This is a genomic window from Bradyrhizobium sp. STM 3561 (genome assembly GCF_045571455.1).
Taxonomy (GTDB): Bacteria; Pseudomonadota; Alphaproteobacteria; order Rhizobiales; family Xanthobacteraceae; genus Bradyrhizobium; species Bradyrhizobium vignae.
This window is the reverse complement of the sequence record NZ_CP120695.1, coordinates 7705890-7725641: the sequence shown is the minus strand read 5'-3', so window position 1 is coordinate 7725641 and position 19752 is coordinate 7705890. Positions and strand designations below refer to the sequence as shown.

The following is a 19752-nucleotide window of genomic DNA, read 5'->3' as shown; positions in this document are numbered from 1 at the left end:
TCGCCATGAATGCACGCAACAGCCTCTCCCGCCGCTCGCTGCTGACCGGCGGTCTCGCGGGCGGCTTCCTGCTCGCCTTCCATCTGCCGCTGCGCGCCGCAATCAACGAGCCGGTGCAGCCGCTCGACAACACCCAGGGAAAGTTCGCGCCCAACGCGTTCATCCGCATCGACGAGACCGGCCGCACGGTGCTGATCATGCCGCAGGTCGAGATGGGCCAGGGCACGTACACGTCGATCTCCGCGGTACTCGCCGAGGAACTGGATGCCGACTGGAGCAAGGTCGAGGTGCAGCACGCCCCGCCGAATGACAAGCTCTACGGCAATCCCACCTTCGGCCTGCAAGTCACCGGCAACTCCAACTCGATCCGCGCCTGGTGGCTGCCGCTGCGCAAGGCCGGCGCGACCGCGCGCGCGATGCTGGTGCAGGCCGCAGCCGCCCAATGGGGCGTCGAGCCTGCAAGCTGCAGCGCGTCGAAGGGCGAGGTCGCGCATGACGCGAGCGGCCGCAAGCTCGGCTATGGCGAACTGGCGCTTGCCGCGCAGGCCCAGACGCCTCCGAAAGATGTCGCAATCAAGGATCCCAAGGACTTCGTCCTCATCGGTCAGCCGTTGAAGCGGCTCGATACGCCGGACAAGGTCAACGGCAAGGCGCTCTACGGCATCGACGCGATCCTCCCCGGCATGAAGATCGCCGCGATCGCCAATTGCCCGGTATTTGGTGGCAAGGTCGGCAAGGTCGACGACAGCGCCGCGACGAAAGTCGCCGGCGTGCGCAAGGTCGTCGTACTCGATGACGCAGTCGCCGTGATCGGCGATCACATGTGGGCGGCAAAGAAAGGTCTCGAAGCGCTCAAGATCGAGTGGAACGAGGGGTCGAACGCTGAGATCTCCACCAAGGACATCTGGGACGATCTGCGCAAGGCCAGCCAGAAAGACGGCGCGATCGCCAGATCCGACGGCGACATCGCCAAGGCGCTGGCGAGCGGCGACAAGTTCGAAGCGGCTTACGAGCTGCCGTTCCTGGCGCATGCCTCGATGGAGCCGATCAACGCCACGGTGCACGTGAAGCCCGACTCCTGCGAGATCTGGACCGGCACGCAGATCATGACGCGCGTGCAGTCGGAGGCGGCGAAGGCCGCGGGGCTGCCGGTCGACAAGGTCATCGTCAACAACCATCTGCTCGGCGGCGGCTTCGGCCGCAAGCTCGAGCCGGACATGGTTGTCGCGGCGGTCAAGATCGCAAAACAGGTCGACTACCCCGTGAAGGTGGTGTGGACCCGCGAGGAGGACATCCAGCACGACGTCTACCGCCCGGTCTATCGCGATCAGATCACGGCGTCGCTGGTCGACGGCAAGGTCTCGGGGTGGAAGTACAAGGTCGCCGGCTCCGCCGTGCTGGCGCGCTGGCTGCCGCCGGCGTTCCAGAAGGGAATCGATATCGATGCAGTCGACGCTGCCGTCGATGCGCCCTACGACTTCGCCAACTTCCACGTCGAATATGTCCGTGCCGAACCGCTGTCGGTGCCGACAGGCTTCTGGCGCGGCGTCGGCCCGAACAACAATGTGTTCGCGGTCGAATGCGCGATGGACGAGCTCGCGCGCAAGGCGGGCAAGGACCCCATTGAATTCCGCAAGTCCATGCTGACGAAAAACCCGCGCATGCTGGCGGTGCTCGACCAGGTCGCGGAGAAATCCGGCTGGGGCCAACCGCTGCCTCCGCGCGTCGGCCGCGGCGTCTGCGTGCAGCCCTCATTCGCAAGCTTCATCGCGACGGTGGTCGAGGCCGAGATCGACGACATCGGCGAGATCACGCTCCGCCGCGTTACCTCGGTGGTCGACACCGGTATCGCGGTCAACCCCGATACGGTGAAGGCGCAGATCGAGGGTGGCTTGATCTTCGGCCTCACCGCCGCACTCTATGGCGAGATCACCATCGACAAGGGCCGCGTGCAGCAGTCGAACTTCCAAGACTACCGCATGATGCGCATCAACGAGACGCCGAAGATCGAGGTGATCGTCGTCAAGAGCGGCGAGGCGCCGGGCGGCATCGGCGAGGCCGGCGTCAATGCCGGACCACCGGCGTTGCGCAACGCGATTTATGCGGCAACCGGTGTGGCGCTGCGGCGCCTGCCAATCGATCGGAAACTGCTGGCTGCGGGGAAGAAGGCATGAGCGGCAAGATGCGTATCCTCACGAGCCTGCTCGTGATCGCCATCGTCGCGGTGGCGCTCGGCGTCTGGATCATCCGCGGGCCCGGCCCGCTCGACTTTGCAGGCGGCACCAAGGTGGCGCTGGCGGACTACCGCGCCGGCAAGCCGACGGGCGTGCCGGCCAAGCTGGAGAAGGCAAGCCTGGCCGAACGCGGTGAGTATCTCGCAAAGGCGGCCGACTGCATGGTCTGCCACACCAAGCCTGGCGAGAAGGAGTATTCCGGCGGGCTCGCCTTCAAGCTGCCGTTCGGCACGCTCTATTCGACCAACATCACCCCGGACAAGGACACCGGCATCGGCAATTACAGCGATCAGGATTTCCTGAACGCGGTCCAGCACGGCAAGCGCCGTGACGGCGCGCGGCTCTATCCGGCGATGCCGTACACGTCCTACACCTTCATGACCGACGAGGACGTGCTGGCGGTGAAGGCCTATCTGTTCAGCCTGCCGGCGGTGCGCGCCAAGGCGCCCGAGAACACGCTGTCCTTCCCGTTCAACCAGCGCTGGGCGATGATTGTCTGGTCGGCGGTGTTCAATCCGGATACGCGCTTTGCGCCTGATACCTCGAAGAGCCCGGAGTGGAATCGTGGTGCGTATCTCGTCGAGGCGCTGGCGCATTGCGGCGAATGCCACACCCCGCGCAATCTCGGCTTCGCGCTCGACAACCGCAAGAAGTTCGCCGGCGCCATCACGGCGGGCTGGCGCGCCTTCAACATTTCTTCCGACAAGGCGACCGGTCTCGGCAACTGGAGCGATCAGGATCTGATCTCGTATCTGTCGCTCGGCCATGCACCTAGCCACGGCTCGGCCTCGGGTCCGATGGGTGAAGCGGTCGACCACAGTTTCAGCCGGTTCGCACCCGAAGACATCAGCAGCATCGTTGCCTACTTGCGCAGCGTGCCGCCGCAGCCCTCGCCCGACCTGCCGGCCACCACGGCGCCCGTCGCCCCCGCCTCGCACCGCGACGGCGTCACCGCGGACGCGCGCGGCAAGAAGGTGTTCGCCAGCGCCTGCGCCAGCTGCCACGGCTGGAGCGGCGAGAGCCCTGTCTCGCCGATGGCGACGCTGACCGGCACCTGGGCCGTCAACGACCCCGCCGCCACCAACGTCGCGCAGATCGTGATCTCGGGCACCAAGCGGCATACGCCTGATGGTGCACTGTCGATGCCCGCGTTCGGCAATGCGTATACCGACGACGAGATCGCGGCGGTGGCGAACTACGTCACGGCGCGGTTCGGTGCGAAGGGCTCGAAGCTGACGGCGAAGGACGTGGCGGAGTTGCGGGGTCAGACGGCGGAGTAGCGCGCCGCTCTTACCCTCCCCTGGAGGGTGGCAGGGGCGATTGCTGCATGACCGTCAACTCAACCAGAACTTCGGCGTCGCGGGCTCCAGCCTTCCGCCCACACGCACCGGCGCGATCCTGAGCGCGAGGCCCGTTGCATCGTCCGTCTCGACCGCAACGGCGCTGAGCGTCGCAGCGCCTGCGGCCGGCTCGAAGCGCCCCGACGGAATCCCCGTGGTGAACCGGCGCAGCGGCTCTTCCTTCTGCATGCCGATGATGGAGTCGTAATCGCCGGTCATGCCGGCGTCGGTCATGTAGGCGGTGCCGCCGGACAGGATCTGGTGGTCGGCGGTCGGGACATGCGTGTGGGTGCCGACGACGAGGCTGGCGCGACCGTCGCAGAAGAAGCCGATGCCCTGTTTCTCGCTGCTCGCCTCGCAATGGAAGTCGACGACGATGGCGTCGGCGGCGACGCCGAGCGGGCAGGCTCCCAATTCGCGCTCGAGCGCGGCGAAGGGATCGTCGAACGGGGTCATGAACACGCGGCCCAAAGCGTTGACGACGAGTGCATGCTTGCCGTTCTTGGTCTCGACCAAGGCGGCGCCGCGGCCGGGCGTGCCGCGCGGATAGTTCGCGGGCCGCACCAGGCGGTCGGCGCGCTCGATGAAGACGAGCGCCTCGCGCTGATCCCAGGAATGATTGCCGAGCGTCACCGCGTCGGCGCCGGCCTCGAGAAACTCCTGGTAGATCGCTTCCGTGATGCCGAAGCCGCCGGCCGAATTCTCGCCGTTGACCACGACGAAATCGAGCGACCAGTCCTTGACCATGCCGGGCAGATATTCGGCGACGGCCTCGCGCCCGCTACGGCCGACGACGTCACCCACGAAGAGAATGCGCAACTTCAGAACTCCGGAAATCGAACACGTCCGTTTCCGTTAGCACATAATCCAGCGCGACGTCGTGCGATAGTGCCGGAACCGTCTCGATCTCCTGTGCTGCAAACGCAAGGCCGATGCCGACGATGTGCTTGGCTTTCCGCAGATGCGCGAAGGTGAAATCGTAATGTCCCGCGCCATAGCCGATGCGATGGCCGAGGCGGTCGAACGCGGCGAGCGGCGTCAGCATGATATCGGGGACGACCTCGGCCGCTGCAGGCGACGGCTCGGGAATGCCGAGTGGGCCGAGCATCAGGCGATCGTTCGGATGGAAGAGGCGGAAGATCAGCGACTGGCCGCGCGCAGTGACGCAAGGCAGCGCCAGCCTCGCGCCCTCCTCCGCGAGCTTGGTCAAAAGCGGCATCGGATCGATCTCGCTGCGGATCGGCGAATAGCCGGAGACGATGCTGCCCGGCAGCAGCTTGAACGGCAGCCCGCGCTTGGCGAGCTTTGCGGCGGCGGCAGTGCGCTTCTTCTCGCTCAGCGCATCGCGCTTGGCGAGGGCTTTGGCGCGGAGCTCGGATTTCGAGTTGGACATGTGCTGGTCCCCCAAAGTCATCACCCGCCTTGTGCGCCATTGCGCACTGGAGCAGGCGATCCAGTATTCCAGAGCCGGTGGTGATTCACACAAAGGCCGCGGCGTACTGGATGCCCCGCCCCCGTACGCAATTGCGCACCAGGCGGAGCATGACACCTGTTGAACCGGCCGCAGTCGTTTCAACAAGCACAAATCAAGCAGACAACAAATCAAGCAGACAAGTGCGAAGCCGCGTACGCCGTTGAAGCACTCGATCCCGGAGTTCCCTACGAAAGTAGGTGGGCACCATATGTCCGGGCCCACGGGCCCGGCCAGGGACAGTTCCCTAAAGGATCGATAAGGCCCCGGGGATATATGGCTCCTGACGCACGTCGCAGCCTCGCTCAGGCAATCTAACAACGATACTGACGAATCGCCAGCCCGAGTCGCGGCTGGTTCGCAACTCCTTGCGCGAGAGGTCGACGCGCGAAGCGCGGCGGGTGAGGGCTCTCTCCTCCTGGGGGTTCTCGCCCAGCGGAAACACCCTCTCCGCAACCCTCCCCCGCGAGCGCAGGGCTATCGCATCTGAGATCCTTTCCCTGCGGCCATCCTTCGAGACGCCCGCCTTAGGCGGGCTCTCGAAGGACGAGGCGTGCGCGCAGGCTGCAGCCACGACCCATATGCGATAGCCCTGCCCGCGAGCTGGGGAGGGAGCGCACCGGTCGCGTGGCTCTCGCCTACCCGATCGCAATCCCGTTGCCGACGGTGCGGTTCAGCACCTGGGTCGACTTCTCGATGCGTTCGGCGGCGGCGTTCAGTGCGTTGACCACGGCGGTCTGCGTCATCCTGGCGCGCTCGACGGCGGCGTTGCGGAAATCCCGGAGCTCGGTCAGCTCCTGCTCGAGGGTTCGGACACGGTTGCTGGTGTCGATCAATTCGTCACACACGGTCAGCGCCGCCATCACGGTGAGCCGCGCATCGCCGATCTCGCCGAATTTTCCGCGCAGCGACTGGATGCGTGTCTCCAGGGTTTCGGCGAGCTTGAGCAGCCGCACCTCCTGGCCCTCCTCGCAGGCCATGCGGTATTGCCGGCCGTTGATGGTGACGTTGATGTGGCTCATCCGTCCTCTCCGGTATCGAGCACCGAGCGTATCGTGACGATTGCGGAATCCAGCCGGTCAGAGATCTCGCGATTGGCGCGCTCGAGCTTGCGCGCCTTCACCAGTGCGCCGTCGAGCTCGTCGGCAAGGCGCGAGCGATCCGCGCCGAGCGCCTGAATCCGCGCCGCGAGCTCGTTCTCGTCGCGATCGGCATCGCGCCGCCGCTCCACCGCACTTTCGAGCGCGTCGAGCGCCGCCGTGAGCCGGCGGGTCGCAATCTCGATCTCGACGGCAGATGACTCCGTCATGGCGGAACTGTTTGATACGCGATCGTTCATGCAGTCAGCGGCGGAACCTGGCGGCCTTTGCCCAGTGGCCTTTCCCTGGAGCTTGCCGTCCGGCAAAAGACTCGGTTCGGCAAGCGGTTAGAAGCAGAAATTTACGTGGCAGGAAAGCCCAGCGCAACGCCGCCGCAAAGCTATGCACCGATAGATGGGATCCGGCATCCCGGCCTACCGGTTCCCGTGTGCATGATCTTTCGGAAAAACGGTTCCCACTTTCCGGATCATGCCTTGATAATACCTGGATGATACTTGGGCGATTTTTCGCGCTCGGAACGCGCTTGATTGCCTTGGACTCCCGGAACCGAGATGCTATCCAGCCCCAGCTCCCGTGACCGCCAGTCTCGATCCAGCGCGGCGCACACGGCCATCAAGCACCTCATTCCAGACGGATTTTCACCATGATGCAGCTCGATGCCACCCGTATGGCCCATACGCAGGTCGACCACACCCGCATGGCCAACGCGATCCGCGGCCTTTCGATGGACGCTGTCGAGAAGGCCAAATCGGGCCATCCCGGCCTGCCGATGGGTGCCGCCGACATCGCCACCGTGCTGTTCACGCAGTTCCTGAAATTCGATGCCGCCGCGCCAGCCTGGCCTGACCGCGACCGCTTCGTGCTCTCGGCCGGCCACGGCTCGATGCTGCTCTATTCGCTGCTGTATCTCACCGGCAATACCGAGATGACGCTGGACCAGATCAAGCAGTTTCGCCAGGTCAACTCGCTCACTCCCGGCCACCCCGAGAATTTCCGCACCAAAGGCATCGAAACCACCACGGGACCGCTCGGCCAGGGCATCTCGACTGCAGTCGGCATGGCGCTCGCCGAGAAGATGCTCGCCGCCGAGTTCGGCAAGAAGATCGTCGACCACCATACCTATGTGCTCGCATCCGACGGCGACCTGATGGAAGGCGTGTCGCAGGAAGCGATCGCGATGGCCGGGCATTGGAAGCTCAACAAGCTGATCGTGCTCTACGACGACAACGGCATCTCGATCGATGGCCCAACCTCGATCGCGGATTCCGTCGACCAGGTGAAGCGCTTCAAAGCGGCGGGCTGGGCGGCCGAGAAGATCGACGGCCAGGACCAGGCCGCGATCGCCGACGCCATCACGCGCGCCAGGAAATCGAACAAGCCGACGCTGATTGCCTGCCGCACCACCATCGGTTTCGGCGCGCCGCACAAGGCCGGCACCGCGAAGGTGCATGGCGAGGCGCTCGGGGCCGACGAGCTCAAGGCCGCCAAGGAAAATCTCGGCATCTCGCTCGAGCCGTTCTCCGTGCCTGACGACGTGCTGAAGGCCTGGCGCGCAGCCGGCAGCCGCGGCGCTGTGGCGCGGCAGGAATGGGAAGGACGGATCAGTGAGCTCGGCAGCCGCAAGCGTGCCGAGTTCGAGCGCCGCCTGCGACATGAGCGTCCGGCGTCGCTCGCAAAGGCGCTGCGCGCGCACAAGAAGGAATTGCTCGAGAAGCCGCTGACGGCGGCAACCCGCAAATCATCGGAAGCCGCGATCGAGGCGATCGCCGCCGCGATGCCGATGGAATTCCTGGCCGGCTCCGCCGATCTCACCGGCTCCAACAACAACAAAGCGAAATCGGCGACTGCCTTCTCGGCCAAGACGCCGAAGGGCCGCTTCATCCATTACGGCATCCGCGAGCACGGCATGGCGGCTGCGATGAACGGCATCTTCCTGCACGGCGGCTTCGCGCCGAACGGCGCGACGTTTCTGGTATTCACCGACTACGCCCGTCCCGCGATGCGCCTTGCCGCGCTGATGGGTGCCGGCGTCGTCTACGTGATGACTCACGACTCCATCGGCCTCGGCGAGGACGGCCCGACCCATCAGCCGGTCGAGCATCTCGCCGCGCTTCGCGCCATTCCCAACATGCGCGTGTTCCGTCCCTGCGATGCCATCGAGGTCGCCGAGTGCTGGGAGCTCGCGCTCAACCGCGTGGACGGACCGACCGTGCTGGCGCTGACGCGGCAGAACCTGCCGCAGCTGCGTACCACCGCACCGAACGACAATCCCTGTGCGGCCGGCGCCTATGAGCTGGTCCCAGCCCAGGGCGAAGCCAAGGTGACGCTGTTCGCTTCCGGCTCCGAGGTCGAGATCGCGGTCGCTGCCCAAAAACAGCTCACGGAACGCGGCATCGCGTCACGCGTTGTCTCTGTTCCTTCGCTCGAGCTGTTGTTAGCGCAACCAGAGGCGAAACGCGCCGCAATCATCGGCAACGCGCCGGTCAAGATTGCGATCGAGGCCGCCGTGCGCTGGGGCTGGGATGCCGTGATCGGCCAGGACGGCGAGTTCATCGGCATGCATTCCTTCGGCGAAAGCGGTCCTGCCAAGGAGCTTTACAAGCATTTCGGCATTACCGCCGAGGCCGCGGTTAACGCTGTGCTGAAGCGCGTTTCCTGAGAGTTGAGCTTGCCGCAAAAAAGGACTACGTAATCTCCCATATGATCAAGCACCGCCCGGCCGAACCGGGCGTCCGCCCCTAAAAAACCCTCGCAAGCGCGCCAAGCGCGCGTTGTGCGGGATGACAACGGTCATTGAAGGAGACGAAACATGGCAGTCCGCGTCGGAATTAACGGTTTTGGCCGCATCGGCCGCAACGTCCTGCGGGCTATCGCCGAGTCAGGCCGCAAGGACATCGAGGTCGTCGGCATCAACGATCTCGGCCCGGTCGAGACCAACGCCCATCTCCTCCGCTACGACAGCGTCCATGGCCGTTTCCCCGGCACCGTCACCGTCGAGGGCGACTCCATCAGCCTCGGCAGCGGCAAGATCAAGGTGACCGCCGAGCGCGATCCTTCGAAGCTGCCGTGGAAGGATCTCGGCGTCGACATCGCGCTGGAATGCACCGGCATCTTCACCTCGAAGGACAAGGCTTCCGCGCATCTGACCGCCGGCGCCAAGCGTGTGCTGGTCTCCGCGCCCGCCGACGGCGCCGACGCCACCATCGTCTACGGCGTCAATCACGAGACGCTGACCAGGGATCACCTCGTCGTCTCCAACGGAAGCTGCACCACCAACTGCCTCGCGCCGGTCGCCAAGGTGCTGAACGATCTCGTCGGCATCGAGACCGGCTTCATGACCACGATCCACGCTTACACCGGCGACCAGCCGACGCTGGACACGCTGCACAAGGATCTCTACCGCGGCCGCGCCGCGGCGATGTCGATGATCCCGACCTCGACCGGCGCTGCGAAGGCGATCGGCCTCGTGCTGCCGGAACTCAAGGGCAAGCTCGACGGCGTCGCGATCCGCGTGCCGACCCCGAACGTCTCGGTCGTCGACCTCAAGATCGTCGCCAAGCGCGCCACCGACGCCAAGGAAGTCAACGCGGCGATGAAGCGCGCCAGCGAGCAGCAGCTCAAGGGCATCCTCGGCTACACCAACGCGCCGAACGTCTCGATCGACTTCAACCACGACCCGCACTCCTCGACCTTCCACGAGGACCAGACCAAGGTGCAGAACGGCACGCTGGTGCGCGTGATGTCCTGGTACGACAACGAGTGGGGGTTCTCGAACCGCATGGCGGACACCGCCGTCGCGATGAGCAAGGTGATCTGAGGACGCTCCATGTCCCGGACGCGATGCAGCGTGAAACGCTGCTTCACAGATCCGGGACCCATCTCAACCGCGGGACTCGCCGCAACGTGGGTCCCGGTTCTGCACAGCAGCGCTGCGCGCCGCGGTGCGCCCGGGACAAGGGCCTCTCAGATGACCAACAAATTCCGCACCCTCGACGACGTCGACGTGAAGGGCAAGCGCGTCTTGCTGCGCGTCGATCTCAACGTGCCCATGGAGAACGGGCGCGTCACCGATGCCACGCGGCTCGAGCGCGTTGCGCCGACCATCAGCGAAATCTCGGACAAGGGCGGCAAGGTCATCCTGCTCGCGCATTTCGGCCGGCCGAAGGGACGCGATGCCAAGGACTCGCTCAAGCCGGTTGCCGAAGCGCTGTCCAAGGTGGTGAAAAAACCCGTCGCCTTCGCCGACGATTGCATCGGCGAGCCCGCAGCACAGGCGGTGGCCGGCCTGAAGGACGGCGACATCCTGTGTCTCGAAAACACCCGCTTCCACAAGGAAGAGGAAAAGAACGATCCTGCCTTCGTCGCGGAGCTCGCCAAGCTCGGCGACATCTGGGTCAATGACGCCTTCTCGGCCGCACACCGCGCCCACGCCTCGACCGAAGGCCTCGGTCACAAGCTGCCCGCCTATGCAGGCCGCACCATGCAGGCCGAGCTCGATGCGCTGGAGAAGGCGCTGGGGTCGCCGACCAAGCCTGTGATCGCGATCATCGGCGGCGCAAAAGTCTCGACCAAGATCGACCTGCTGGAAAACCTCGTCACCAAGGTCGATGCGCTCGTGATCGGCGGCGGCATGGCCAACACCTTCCTGCACGCGCAGGGCGTTGCGATCGGCAAGTCGCTGGCCGAGAAGGACCTCGCGCCGACCGCGCTGCGCATCCTGGAGAAGGCGAACGCCGCCAACTGCGCCATCATCCTTCCCGTCGACGCCACCGTCGCCTACCATTTCGCCGCCAACGCGCCCGCGCATGCCTATGGGCTCGACGCGATCCCCGCCGACGGCATGATCCTCGACGTCGGCCCACAATCGGTCGCGCGCGTCCACGCCGCGATCGACGATGCGGCGACGCTGGTCTGGAACGGACCGCTCGGGGCCTTCGAGCTGCAGCCGTTCGACCGCGGCACGGTCGCGGCCGCCAAGCACGCCGCCGAGCGCACCAAGGCCAAGAAGCTGATCTCGATCGCGGGCGGCGGCGACACCGTCGCGGCGCTCAACCAGGCCCATGTGGCCGGTGACTTCACCTATGTCTCCACCGCCGGTGGCGCGTTCCTTGAATGGATGGAAGGCAAGCCCCTGCCCGGCGTCGAAGTTCTGCGCACCAAGTAATCAAGCGGCCTTGCAGGCCCCAACGGGAGAAAAAGACAGATGGCTCGGATCACGTTACGTCAACTGCTCGACCATGCGGCGGAGAACGATTACGGCGTACCGGCCTTCAACATCAACAACATGGAGCAGGCGCTGGCGATCATGGACGCGGCCAACCAGGTCGATGCGCCGGTCATCATCCAGGCCTCGCGCGGCGCGCGCTCCTACGCCAACGACGTCATGCTCAAGCACATGATGGACGCGGTGACCGAGATCTATCCGCACATTCCTGTCTGCGTGCATCTCGACCACGGCAACGAGCCCGCGACCTGCATGACCGCGATCCAGGCCGGCTTCACCTCCGTGATGATGGACGGCTCGCTCAAGGCCGACGGCAAGACCCCCGGCGACTGGGGCTACAATGTCGGTGTCACCAAGACCGTGACCGACATGGCCCATCTCGGCGGCATCTCCGTCGAGGGTGAACTCGGCGTGCTCGGCTCGCTCGAGACCGGCATGGGTGACAAGGAAGACGGCCACGGCGCCGAAGGCAAGCTCAGCCACGACCAGCTCCTGACCAACCCGGACGAGGCCGTGAAGTTCGTCAAGGAGACCAAGGTCGACGCGCTCGCGATCGCGATGGGGACGTCCCACGGTGCCTACAAATTTACCCGCAAGCCCGACGGCGACATCCTCGCCATGAACGTGATCGAGGAGATCCACCGCAAGCTGCCGAACACGCATCTCGTCATGCACGGCTCCTCGTCAGTGCCGCAGGAGCTGCAGGACATCATCAACGCCTATGGCGGCAAGATGAAGCCGACCTGGGGCGTACCTGTCAGCGAGATCCAGCGCGGCATCAAGAACGGCGTGCGCAAGATCAACATCGACACCGACAATCGCATGGCGATGACCGGCCAGATCCGGAAAGTGCTCAAGGACAGCCCGGAAGAGTTCGATCCGCGCAAGTACCTGAAGCCGGCGATGGAAGCCATGACCAAGCTGTGCAAGCAGCGCCTGCAGGAGTTCAACACGGCGGGCCAGGCCTCCAAGATCAAGAAGGTGCTGACCACCGCCGAGATGGCCAAGCGCTACGCCAAGGGCGAGCTCGATCCCCGCGTCGCGTAAGCGATCGCGAAGGTGGCGTAAGCCGTTTCAAGCCCATTCCCGGGTTTCCGGGACGCGCGAAGCGTGGGCCCGGAATCCATAACCACAGCCTGGGGTTATGGATTCCGGGCCTGCGCCTTTCGGCGCATCCCGGAATGGCAGAAAGCCCCTTTACCCTGCGACGAACGTTAACTCGGCAATTGCCCGAGAACGGTCTATTTTCGCGGGCAAGGGCAGAATCGTTTTTGGGAGGACCTCTCGATGAATCTGACTGAGCTCAACCGGATCGCGACCGCCATGGTCGCCCCCGGCAAGGGTATCCTTGCCGCCGACGAATCCTCCGGCACCATCAAGAAGCGGTTTGATGCCATCGGCGTGGAATCGACGGAAGAGAACCGCCGCGACTATCGCGAGATGCTGTTTCGCTCCAAGGACGCCATGAGCCAATACATCTCCGGTGTCATCCTCTATGACGAGACGATCTGGCAGGATGCCAAGGACGGCACGCCGCTGATCAAGCTGATCGAGCAGAGCGGGGCCATTCCCGGCATCAAGGTCGACGAGGGCACGCAAGCCCTGCCGATGTGCCCGGGCGAGCTCGTGACCGTCGGGCTCGACAAGCTCGCCGAGCGCCTGAAGAAATACTATGAGCGCGGCGCGCGCTTCGCCAAATGGCGCGCGGTGATCGACATCGGCAGCGGCATCCCCTCGATGACCGCGATCAACGTCAACGCCCACGCGCTGGCGCGCTACGCCGCGCTGTGCCAAACCGCGCAGATCGTGCCGATCGTCGAGCCGGAGGTGCTGATGGACGGCGACCACGACATCGATCGCTGCTATGAGGTGACGCAACGCGTGCTCGACAACACGTTCCAGGAGCTGCGCGTGCAGCGCGTGGCGCTCGAAGGCATGGTGCTGAAGCCGAACATGGCGATCTCAGGCAAGAAATGTCCCAAGCAGGCCTCTGTGGAAGAGGTCGCGGAGAAGACGATACGGCTGCTGAAGGCCTGCGTGCCCGCGGCGGTGCCCGGCATCGCCTTCCTTTCCGGCGGCCAGTCCGACGAGGAGGCAACCGCGCATCTCAACGCGATGCACAAGCTCGGCCCGCTGCCCTGGGGCCTGACCTTCTCCTACGGCCGCGCGCTGCAGGCCGCGCCGCAGAAGGCCTGGTCGGGCAAAGCCGAGAATGTCGCGGCCGGCCAGCGCGCCTTCAGCCATCGCGCCCGGATGAACGGCCTTGCGTCCAAGGGCAAATGGCAAAGCAGCCTGGAACAGAAGGCAGCCTAGATCTTGTCGAACAAACCGCCTCCGCCGCGCCCGGCGCCGCGTCTCTACCTCGCGACGCCTGTGGTCGATGATCCAGCTGCGCTGGTCGCCGAGCTGCCGGCCCTGCTCGCCTCCGCCGATGTCGCCGCCGTGCTGCTGCGGCTGAAGGAGACCGATCAGCGCACCATGATCTCGCGCATCAAGGTGTTGGCGCCGCCGGTGCAGAAGGCAGGCGCAGCGCTCCTCGTCGATGGTCATCCTGAAATCGTCGCGCGCGGCGGCGCCGATGGCGCGCATCTCTCCGGGATCGCCGCCCTGGAGGAGGCGATGCCCTCGCTCAAGCCCGATCGCATCGCGGGCGTCGGAGGACTTGCCACGCGCCACGATTCCATGAGCGCGGGCGAGATCGGCGCCGACTATGTTCTGTTCGGCGAGCCCGACAAAAACGGCCAGCGCCCGTCATCCCAGGCCATTGCCGAACGGCTGGACTGGTGGGCCGAGCTGTTCGAGCCGCCCTGCGTCGGCTTTGCCATTTCGCTGGACGAGGCGCACGATTTCGCCGCCAGCGGCGCCGATTTCGTGCTGGTCGGCGACTTCATCTGGGCCGATCCCCGCGGGCCCAAGGCCGCGCTGATCGAGGTCGATGCTGCGATCAAGAAGGCCCATGCGACGGCGCCGGCCGGCCAAGATCCTGCGAGTCAGGAGCACGGCTAGCGCCCGACATGAAGCTCCCATGCATCACCATGCTGGCCACGCTGCTGCTCACAGCGTCCGCGGCCGCACAGCTCCAGATCACGCCGCCGGCCACAACGCCGAGCGCACCCGCCGAAAAACCGAAGCCGAAACCGCACACGATCACCAAGAAGAAGGAGGCCGCGCCCGCGCCGAAGCCTTCGGCCTCTCCCAAGCCGTCGCCCTCACCCCAGCCGGCCGCGACCGTGATCCCGGCGCCGCCCAACGACGACCCCAATGTGGATCTGGTGTTCGGCGCCTATCAGCGCGGCCAGTACAAGACGGCCTTCGAGCTCGCCACCGGCCGCGCACAAGCCGGCGATCCCAAGGCGATGACCATGCTCGGCGAGCTCTATTCCAACGCCATGGGCATCCGGCGCGACTACGCCAAGGCAGCCGAATGGTACAAGCGCGCGGCGGATGCCGGCGACCGCGAGGCGATGTTCGCGCTCGCCATGCTGCGCATTTCGGGTCGCGGCGGTCCGGTCGACAAGAACGAGGCGGTCAAGCTGATGGCCTCTGCCGCCAAGCTCGGCGAGCCCAAGGCGGCCTACAACCTCGCCTTGCTCTATCTGGACGGCCAGACGCTGCCGCAGGACGTCCGGCGCTCAGCGGAGCTGCTGCGCCAGGCCGCCGACGCCGGCCTGCCCGAGGCGCAATACGCACTCGCGACCTTCTACAAGGAAGGCACCGGCGTGCCGAAGGACCCGGAACGCGCGGTGCGGCTGCTCCAGGCTGCCTCGCTCGCCGACAATGTCGATGCCGAGGTCGAATATGCGATCGCGATGTTCAACGGCACCGGCACACCGAAGAACCAGCCGGCTGCCGTCGCGTTGCTCCGCAAGGCCTCCCGGCAAGGCAACGCGATCGCGCAGAACCGGCTGGCATGGGTGCTGATCAACGGCGTGGGCACCCCCATGGACAAGGTCGAGGGCTTCAAATGGCACCTGGTGGCCAAAACGGGCGGCAAGGGCGACCCTGAGCTCGACAAGCAGTTCTCTGAACTGCCGGCTGAGGACCGCGCCAAGGCCGAGGCGGCCGCCAGGAAATGGCTCGGGACCAAATGACTTGACGTTGGCGTCCTCGCAGGGCACCCCATCCCTCAAACAGGCGCGGTTCTGCGCCATTTCCCCGATCTAGACCGAAAGCTCATGCTGTATTCCGCCACTATCAACGTCATGGTCAAGGCGGCGCGCCGCGCCGGCCGCAGCCTCAAGCGCGATCTCGGCGAGATCGAGCATCTCCAGGTCTCGCTGAAGGGGCCGGCGAATTTCGTCTCGCTTGCCGACAAGCGCGCCGAGGAGATCCTCTATCAGGATCTCGCCAAGGCCCGGCCCGGCTACGGCTTCATCGGCGAAGAGGGCGGCACGCGCGAGGGCACTGACAAGAGCCACACCTGGATCGTCGATCCGCTCGACGGCACCACCAACTTCCTGCACGGCATCCCGCAATTTGCGATCTCGATCGGCCTCGCGCGCGAGGGCACCGTGATCGCCGGCGTGATCTACAACCCCGCCAATGACGAGCTCTACATCGCCGAGCGCGGCAAGGGCGCCTTCCTCAACGACCAGCGCTTGCGCGTCGCCGGCCGCCGCCAGCTGAATGAATGCGTGGTGGCCTGCGGCCTGCCCCATATCGGCCGCGGCGACCATGAGGAATTCCGCCGCGAGATGACCGCGATCCAGAACCGCGTCGCGGGACTCCGCCGCTTCGGCGCGGCCGCCCTCGACCTCGCCTTCGTCGCGGCGGGGCGCCTCGACGGCTATTGGGAGCGGAATTTGTCGCCCTGGGACATCGCGGCCGGGCAGATCATGGTCAAGGAAGCCGGTGGCACGGTGAGCGACATCGACACGCCGGGCGATGCGCTGGCGACGGGTCACGTCGTGTGCGGCAATGAGTTCGTGCACGGGGAGTTGGTGAAGATTTTGCGGAAGCCGGCGTAAGGCAGAAGCTCGCTCACCCACTTCGCTGTCATCACCCGCGAAAGCGGGTGATCCAGTATTCCAGAGACCTCAGTTTGATACGGACAGGCCGCGGCGTAGTGGATGCCCCGCCTGCGCGGGGCATGACAATGTGCCTTACGGCTTCACCGGCGCCGGCGGTCCATACGCCTCGCCTTCCTTCGCCGCCTGCGGCTCCCGATCTCCGCCCAGCACGCGCTGCACCGAGACGAAGAACACCGGCACCATCAGCAGTGCCAGGATCACCACCGCGATCATGCCGCCCATCACGACGCTGCCGAGCGCCTGCTGGCTGGCGCCACCGGCGCCGTGGGCGATGGCCATCGGCAGCACGCCGCAGATGAAGGCGAGGCCGGTCATCAGGATCGGGCGGAAGCGCAGGCGGCAGGCTTCGATGGTGGCTTCGACCAGCGGCTTGCCCTCTTTCCGCAGATCCTTGGCGAACTCGATGATCAGGATCGCGTCCTTGGCCGCAAGGCCGATGATCGTGATCAGGCCGACGGTGAAGTAGACGTCGTTGGGCAGGCTCCGCAGCGTCGCTGCGGCGACCGCGCCGACGATACCCAGCGGCACGGTGAGCAGCACCGCCAGCGGAATGGTCCAGCTCTCGTACAGCGCGGCGAGGCACAGGAACACCACAAACACGGAGAGCGCGAGCAGGAACGGCGCCTGCGAGCCGGAGAGCTTCTCCTGGAGCGACTGTCCGGTCCATTCATAGCCGAAGCCACGCGGCAATCTGTCGGCGAGCCGCTCCATCTCGGCGATCGCATCGCCCGAGGTGAAGCCGGGTCTGGCTTCGCCTGAGATGCGCACCGCCGGATAGTAGTTGAAGCCGGCGATCTGCGTCGGCCCGCGTGCCCATTCCACCGTGGCAAAGGACGAGAACGGCACCAGCTGGCCGCGGCTGTTCTTGACGTTGTAGTTGAGGATGTCCTCGGTCCGCATGCGGTCGCGGGCGTCGGCCTGCACCACGACGCGCTGCATGCGGCCGCGGTTCGGGAAATCGTTGATGTAGTTCGAGCCGAGATTGGTCGAGATCGTGTTGTTGATGTCCTCGAAGGTGACGCCGAAGGCGCCGGCCTTCTCGCGATCGATCATGAGATTGACCACGCCGGCCTCGGGCAGGCCTTCGATATAGACCTTCTGCAGCACCGGGCTCGCATTGGCCTCCGCGATCAGTTGGTCGGCGGCGCGCATCAATTGCTGATAGCCCTTCTGGCCGCGGTCCTGGAGACGGAACGAGAAGCCGGAGGAATTGCCGAGATTGTCGATCGGCGGCGGCTGCAGCGCGGAGATCTTGGCATCGCGGATCGAGGACAGGTCGCGGTTGATGTCGTTGACGATCGCCGAGGCGGAATCCTTCGACCCGCGCTCCGACCAATCCTTTAGCGTGATGAACGCCTGCGCGGTGTTCATGCCCTGGCCGGAGAAACTGAAGCCGGTGAGGAAGGTGACATCCTTCACGCCCGGCCGTGCGGCGAGATATTTCTCGACCTTCTCGATCACCGCCTCGGTGCGGGCATAGGACGAATCCGACGGCGTCTGCACGTCGGTGGTGACGAAGCCCTGGTCGTCGACGGGCAGGAAGCCGCCGGGCAGATTGACGAAGGCCCAGGACAGGCCGACCAGCAGCGCGGCATAGACCAGCATCAAACGGCCGGTGCGCTTCAGCGAGAAGCCGACAGTGCGCGAATAGCGCTCCTTGCCGCCTTCGAGCATGCGGTTGAACCAGCCGAACACGCCCCGCCTCGCATGACCGTGGCCGGCCGCAACGGGCTTGAGCAGGGTGGCGCACAGCGCCGGCGTCAGCGACAGCGCCAGGAAGGCGGAGAAGCCGATCGCCGCGACCATGGTGACCGAGAACTGGCGGTAGATGATGCCGACCGAGCCCGGGAAGAACGCCATCGGCACGAACACCGCCATCAGCACCAAGGTGATGCCGATGATGGCGCCGGTGATCTGCGACATCGCTTTCCGCGTCGCTTCCTTCGGCGAGAGACCTTCCTCGGCCATGATGCGCTCGACGTTCTCGACCACGACGATGGCGTCGTCGACGAGGATGCCGACCGCAAGCACCATGCCGAACATCGAGAGCATGTTGATGGAGTAGCCGGCGAGGAGCAGCGTGGAACAAGCCCCCAACAGCGCTACCGGCACCACGATGGTCGGAATGATGGTGTAGCGGATATTCTGCAGGAACAGGAACATCACCACGAACACCAGCACCACGGCCTCGACCAGCGTCGACAGCACCTTCTTGATCGAGGCCTCGACCACGGGCGTGATGTTGTAGGGGATCTCGTAGGTGATGTTGGCCGGGAAGAAGCGCGACAGCTCCTTCATCTTGGCTTCGACCGCGCTCGCGGTCGCCAGCGCGTTGCCGGTCGGCGACATCAGCACGGAGAGACCGGCGGTCGGCTTGCCGTTGAGGCGGGTGTTGAACTGGTAGCTGAGGCCGCCGACCTCGATGCGTGCAACGTCGCGCAGGCGTACGGTCGAACCGTCGGCATTGGCGCGCAGGATGATGGCGCCGAACTCCTCCGGGGAGGAGAGCTGACCCTTGACCAGCACCAGTGCGGAGGTGCGCTGGCTCGACGTCGACGGCTCGGCACCAAGGCTGCCCGAGGCGACCTGCGCGTTCTGCGCGGCGATCGCCTTGTTGACGTCGTCGGCTGTCAGCCCATAGCCGACGAGCTTGGCCGGATCGACCCAGACGCGAAGCGAGCGCTCGGTCGAATACAGCGTGGCGCGCCCGACGCCGGGAATGCGGCGGATCTCGCCGAGCACGTTGCGGATCATGAAGTCGCCGAGGCCGACCTCATCCAAGCTGCCGTCGGTCGAGTTCAGCGTGATGATCTGAAGCACCGCGCTGGAGGCTTCCTCGATCAGGATGCCCTGCTGCATCACTGCGCGCGGCAGGCGCGCCTCGACGCGCTTGATGCGGTTTTGCACCTCCACCGAGGCGGCGCTGGTATCGGTACCCGGCTGGAAGTTCGCGATGATCTCGACCTGGCCGAGCGAGTCGCTGGTCGATTCGAAGTTGAGGATGTTGGCGGCGCCGTTGAGCTCTTCCTCGATCAGCCGCGTGACGCTGTTGTAGAGGTTTTCGGGCGAGGCGCCGGGATAGCTGGTCGAGACCGAGATCGAGGGCGGCGCGATGATCGGATATTGCGCGATCGGCAGCAGCGGCACCGCGATCGTACCGATCAAGCAGATGAACAGCGCGACCACCCAGGCGAAGATCGGCCTGTCGATGAAGAAGCTCGGCATTTGCCGCTTTACCCTCGTTGTTTCGTTCGGGCTTGATGAAGTTAGGTTCGGCCGGTTGTCCGAGGTCGGCTTGCACCTCGCGATGCGAAGCATCGTCCAGAGCAATCCGGGTGAGGGGCCGCAACGCT

At 65.5% G+C, this 19752-nt stretch carries 15 protein-coding genes and 1 other RNA gene; 10 read left to right on the top strand and 6 right to left on the bottom strand.

What is annotated here, in order from left to right; genetic code table 11:
- Nucleotides 1-5: 5 nt before the first annotated feature.
- Together P6U28_RS36580 and P6U28_RS36575 are read left to right on the top strand one after the other, a co-directional pair.
- Entirely contained in the window at nucleotides 6-2174 is a 2169-nt protein-coding gene (locus P6U28_RS36580) for a molybdopterin cofactor-binding domain-containing protein (protein ID WP_407120734.1), read from the top strand.
- Entirely contained in the window at nucleotides 2171-3514 is a 1344-nt protein-coding gene (locus P6U28_RS36575; RefSeq protein WP_122405687.1) for a cytochrome c, read from the top strand. The genes P6U28_RS36580 and P6U28_RS36575 overlap by 4 nt, the downstream gene beginning before the upstream one ends.
- Before the next feature lie 54 nt (nucleotides 3515-3568).
- Here P6U28_RS36575 and P6U28_RS36570 read toward each other — a convergent pair whose 3' ends face one another.
- From P6U28_RS36570 to P6U28_RS36550, 5 genes are all read right to left on the bottom strand, one after another.
- Nucleotides 3569-4393 (bottom strand): TIGR00282 family metallophosphoesterase, encoded by an 825-nt coding sequence (locus tag P6U28_RS36570; RefSeq protein WP_162500449.1) that lies wholly within the window; start codon nucleotides 4391-4393, stop codon nucleotides 3569-3571.
- Nucleotides 4371-4967 carry a 5-formyltetrahydrofolate cyclo-ligase gene (locus P6U28_RS36565; protein ID WP_122405688.1) on the bottom strand — a complete coding sequence of 199 codons (597 nt, stop codon included), beginning with the start codon at nucleotides 4965-4967 and terminating at the stop codon, nucleotides 4371-4373. Before P6U28_RS36565 ends, P6U28_RS36570 begins: the two co-directional genes overlap by 23 nt.
- A gap of 222 nt (nucleotides 4968-5189) precedes the next feature.
- Nucleotides 5190-5350, bottom strand: a non-coding RNA gene (gene ssrS / locus P6U28_RS36560) — 6S RNA.
- Nucleotides 5351-5683: 333 nt separating this feature from the next.
- The gene (locus tag P6U28_RS36555; protein ID WP_061025095.1) at nucleotides 5684-6067 is read right to left on the bottom strand and encodes a cell division protein ZapA; all 384 of its coding nucleotides are present in this window, start codon (nucleotides 6065-6067) and stop codon (nucleotides 5684-5686) included.
- On the bottom strand, nucleotides 6064-6384 hold the full coding sequence (locus P6U28_RS36550; protein ID WP_164937020.1) for a DUF4164 domain-containing protein: 321 nt from the start codon (nucleotides 6382-6384) through the stop codon (nucleotides 6064-6066). Before P6U28_RS36550 ends, P6U28_RS36555 begins: the two co-directional genes overlap by 4 nt.
- A gap of 404 nt (nucleotides 6385-6788) precedes the next feature.
- On the opposite strand from P6U28_RS36550, the gene tkt reads away from it, so the two are divergent.
- The 8 genes from tkt to P6U28_RS36510 all read left to right on the top strand — a co-directional run bounded on the left by tkt (nucleotide 6789) and on the right by P6U28_RS36510 (nucleotide 16336).
- Nucleotides 6789-8804 carry a transketolase gene (gene tkt / locus P6U28_RS36545; protein WP_122405690.1) on the top strand — a complete coding sequence of 672 codons (2016 nt, stop codon included), beginning with the start codon at nucleotides 6789-6791 and terminating at the stop codon, nucleotides 8802-8804.
- Nucleotides 8805-8954: 150 nt separating this feature from the next.
- Nucleotides 8955-9962, top strand: coding sequence for a type I glyceraldehyde-3-phosphate dehydrogenase (gene gap / locus P6U28_RS36540; protein WP_122405691.1), 1008 nt, complete (start codon nucleotides 8955-8957; stop codon nucleotides 9960-9962).
- Between the two features lie 150 nt (nucleotides 9963-10112).
- A complete protein-coding gene (locus P6U28_RS36535; protein WP_122405692.1) occupies nucleotides 10113-11309 on the top strand; it encodes a phosphoglycerate kinase in 1197 nt (398 codons plus the stop codon).
- Between the two features lie 39 nt (nucleotides 11310-11348).
- Nucleotides 11349-12416, top strand: a complete 1068-nt coding sequence (gene fba, locus P6U28_RS36530) for a class II fructose-bisphosphate aldolase (RefSeq protein WP_122405693.1) — start codon at nucleotides 11349-11351, stop codon at nucleotides 12414-12416.
- A 240-nt stretch (nucleotides 12417-12656) separates the two neighbouring features.
- Nucleotides 12657-13682 (top strand): class I fructose-bisphosphate aldolase, encoded by a 1026-nt coding sequence (locus tag P6U28_RS36525; protein WP_129144413.1) that lies wholly within the window; start codon nucleotides 12657-12659, stop codon nucleotides 13680-13682.
- 3 nt (nucleotides 13683-13685) lie between these two features.
- The gene (locus tag P6U28_RS36520; RefSeq protein WP_407120733.1) at nucleotides 13686-14375 is read left to right on the top strand and encodes a thiamine phosphate synthase; all 690 of its coding nucleotides are present in this window, start codon (nucleotides 13686-13688) and stop codon (nucleotides 14373-14375) included.
- A gap of 8 nt (nucleotides 14376-14383) precedes the next feature.
- A complete protein-coding gene (locus P6U28_RS36515) occupies nucleotides 14384-15460 on the top strand; it encodes a tetratricopeptide repeat protein (RefSeq protein ID WP_129144415.1) in 1077 nt (358 codons plus the stop codon).
- An 84-nt stretch (nucleotides 15461-15544) separates the two neighbouring features.
- Nucleotides 15545-16336: an inositol monophosphatase family protein gene (locus P6U28_RS36510; protein ID WP_122405697.1), complete on the top strand. Its 792-nt coding sequence runs from the start codon at nucleotides 15545-15547 to the stop codon at nucleotides 16334-16336.
- Between the two features lie 135 nt (nucleotides 16337-16471).
- Here P6U28_RS36510 and P6U28_RS36505 read toward each other — a convergent pair whose 3' ends face one another.
- Nucleotides 16472-19624 carry a multidrug efflux RND transporter permease subunit gene (locus P6U28_RS36505; RefSeq protein ID WP_407120732.1) on the bottom strand — a complete coding sequence of 1051 codons (3153 nt, stop codon included), beginning with the start codon at nucleotides 19622-19624 and terminating at the stop codon, nucleotides 16472-16474.
- Nucleotides 19625-19752 lie beyond the last annotated feature (128 nt).

Coding starts and splice junctions, on each gene's coding strand:
- P6U28_RS36555 (WP_061025095.1), bottom strand. CDS start 6,067: ATGAGCCACATCAACGTCACCATCAACGGCCGGCAATACCGCATGGCC.
- P6U28_RS36565 (WP_122405688.1), bottom strand. CDS start 4,967: ATGTCCAACTCGAAATCCGAGCTCCGCGCCAAAGCCCTCGCCAAGCGC.
- tkt (WP_122405690.1), top strand. CDS start 6,789: ATGATGCAGCTCGATGCCACCCGTATGGCCCATACGCAGGTCGACCAC.
- gap (WP_122405691.1), top strand. CDS start 8,955: ATGGCAGTCCGCGTCGGAATTAACGGTTTTGGCCGCATCGGCCGCAAC.
- P6U28_RS36515 (WP_129144415.1), top strand. CDS start 14,384: ATGAAGCTCCCATGCATCACCATGCTGGCCACGCTGCTGCTCACAGCG.
- P6U28_RS36510 (WP_122405697.1), top strand. CDS start 15,545: ATGCTGTATTCCGCCACTATCAACGTCATGGTCAAGGCGGCGCGCCGC.
- P6U28_RS36505 (WP_407120732.1), bottom strand. CDS start 19,624: ATGCCGAGCTTCTTCATCGACAGGCCGATCTTCGCCTGGGTGGTCGCG.
- P6U28_RS36550 (WP_164937020.1), bottom strand. CDS start 6,384: ATGAACGATCGCGTATCAAACAGTTCCGCCATGACGGAGTCATCTGCC.
- P6U28_RS36580 (WP_407120734.1), top strand. CDS start 6: ATGAATGCACGCAACAGCCTCTCCCGCCGCTCGCTGCTGACCGGCGGT.
- P6U28_RS36575 (WP_122405687.1), top strand. CDS start 2,171: ATGAGCGGCAAGATGCGTATCCTCACGAGCCTGCTCGTGATCGCCATC.
- P6U28_RS36535 (WP_122405692.1), top strand. CDS start 10,113: ATGACCAACAAATTCCGCACCCTCGACGACGTCGACGTGAAGGGCAAG.
- P6U28_RS36525 (WP_129144413.1), top strand. CDS start 12,657: ATGAATCTGACTGAGCTCAACCGGATCGCGACCGCCATGGTCGCCCCC.
- fba (WP_122405693.1), top strand. CDS start 11,349: ATGGCTCGGATCACGTTACGTCAACTGCTCGACCATGCGGCGGAGAAC.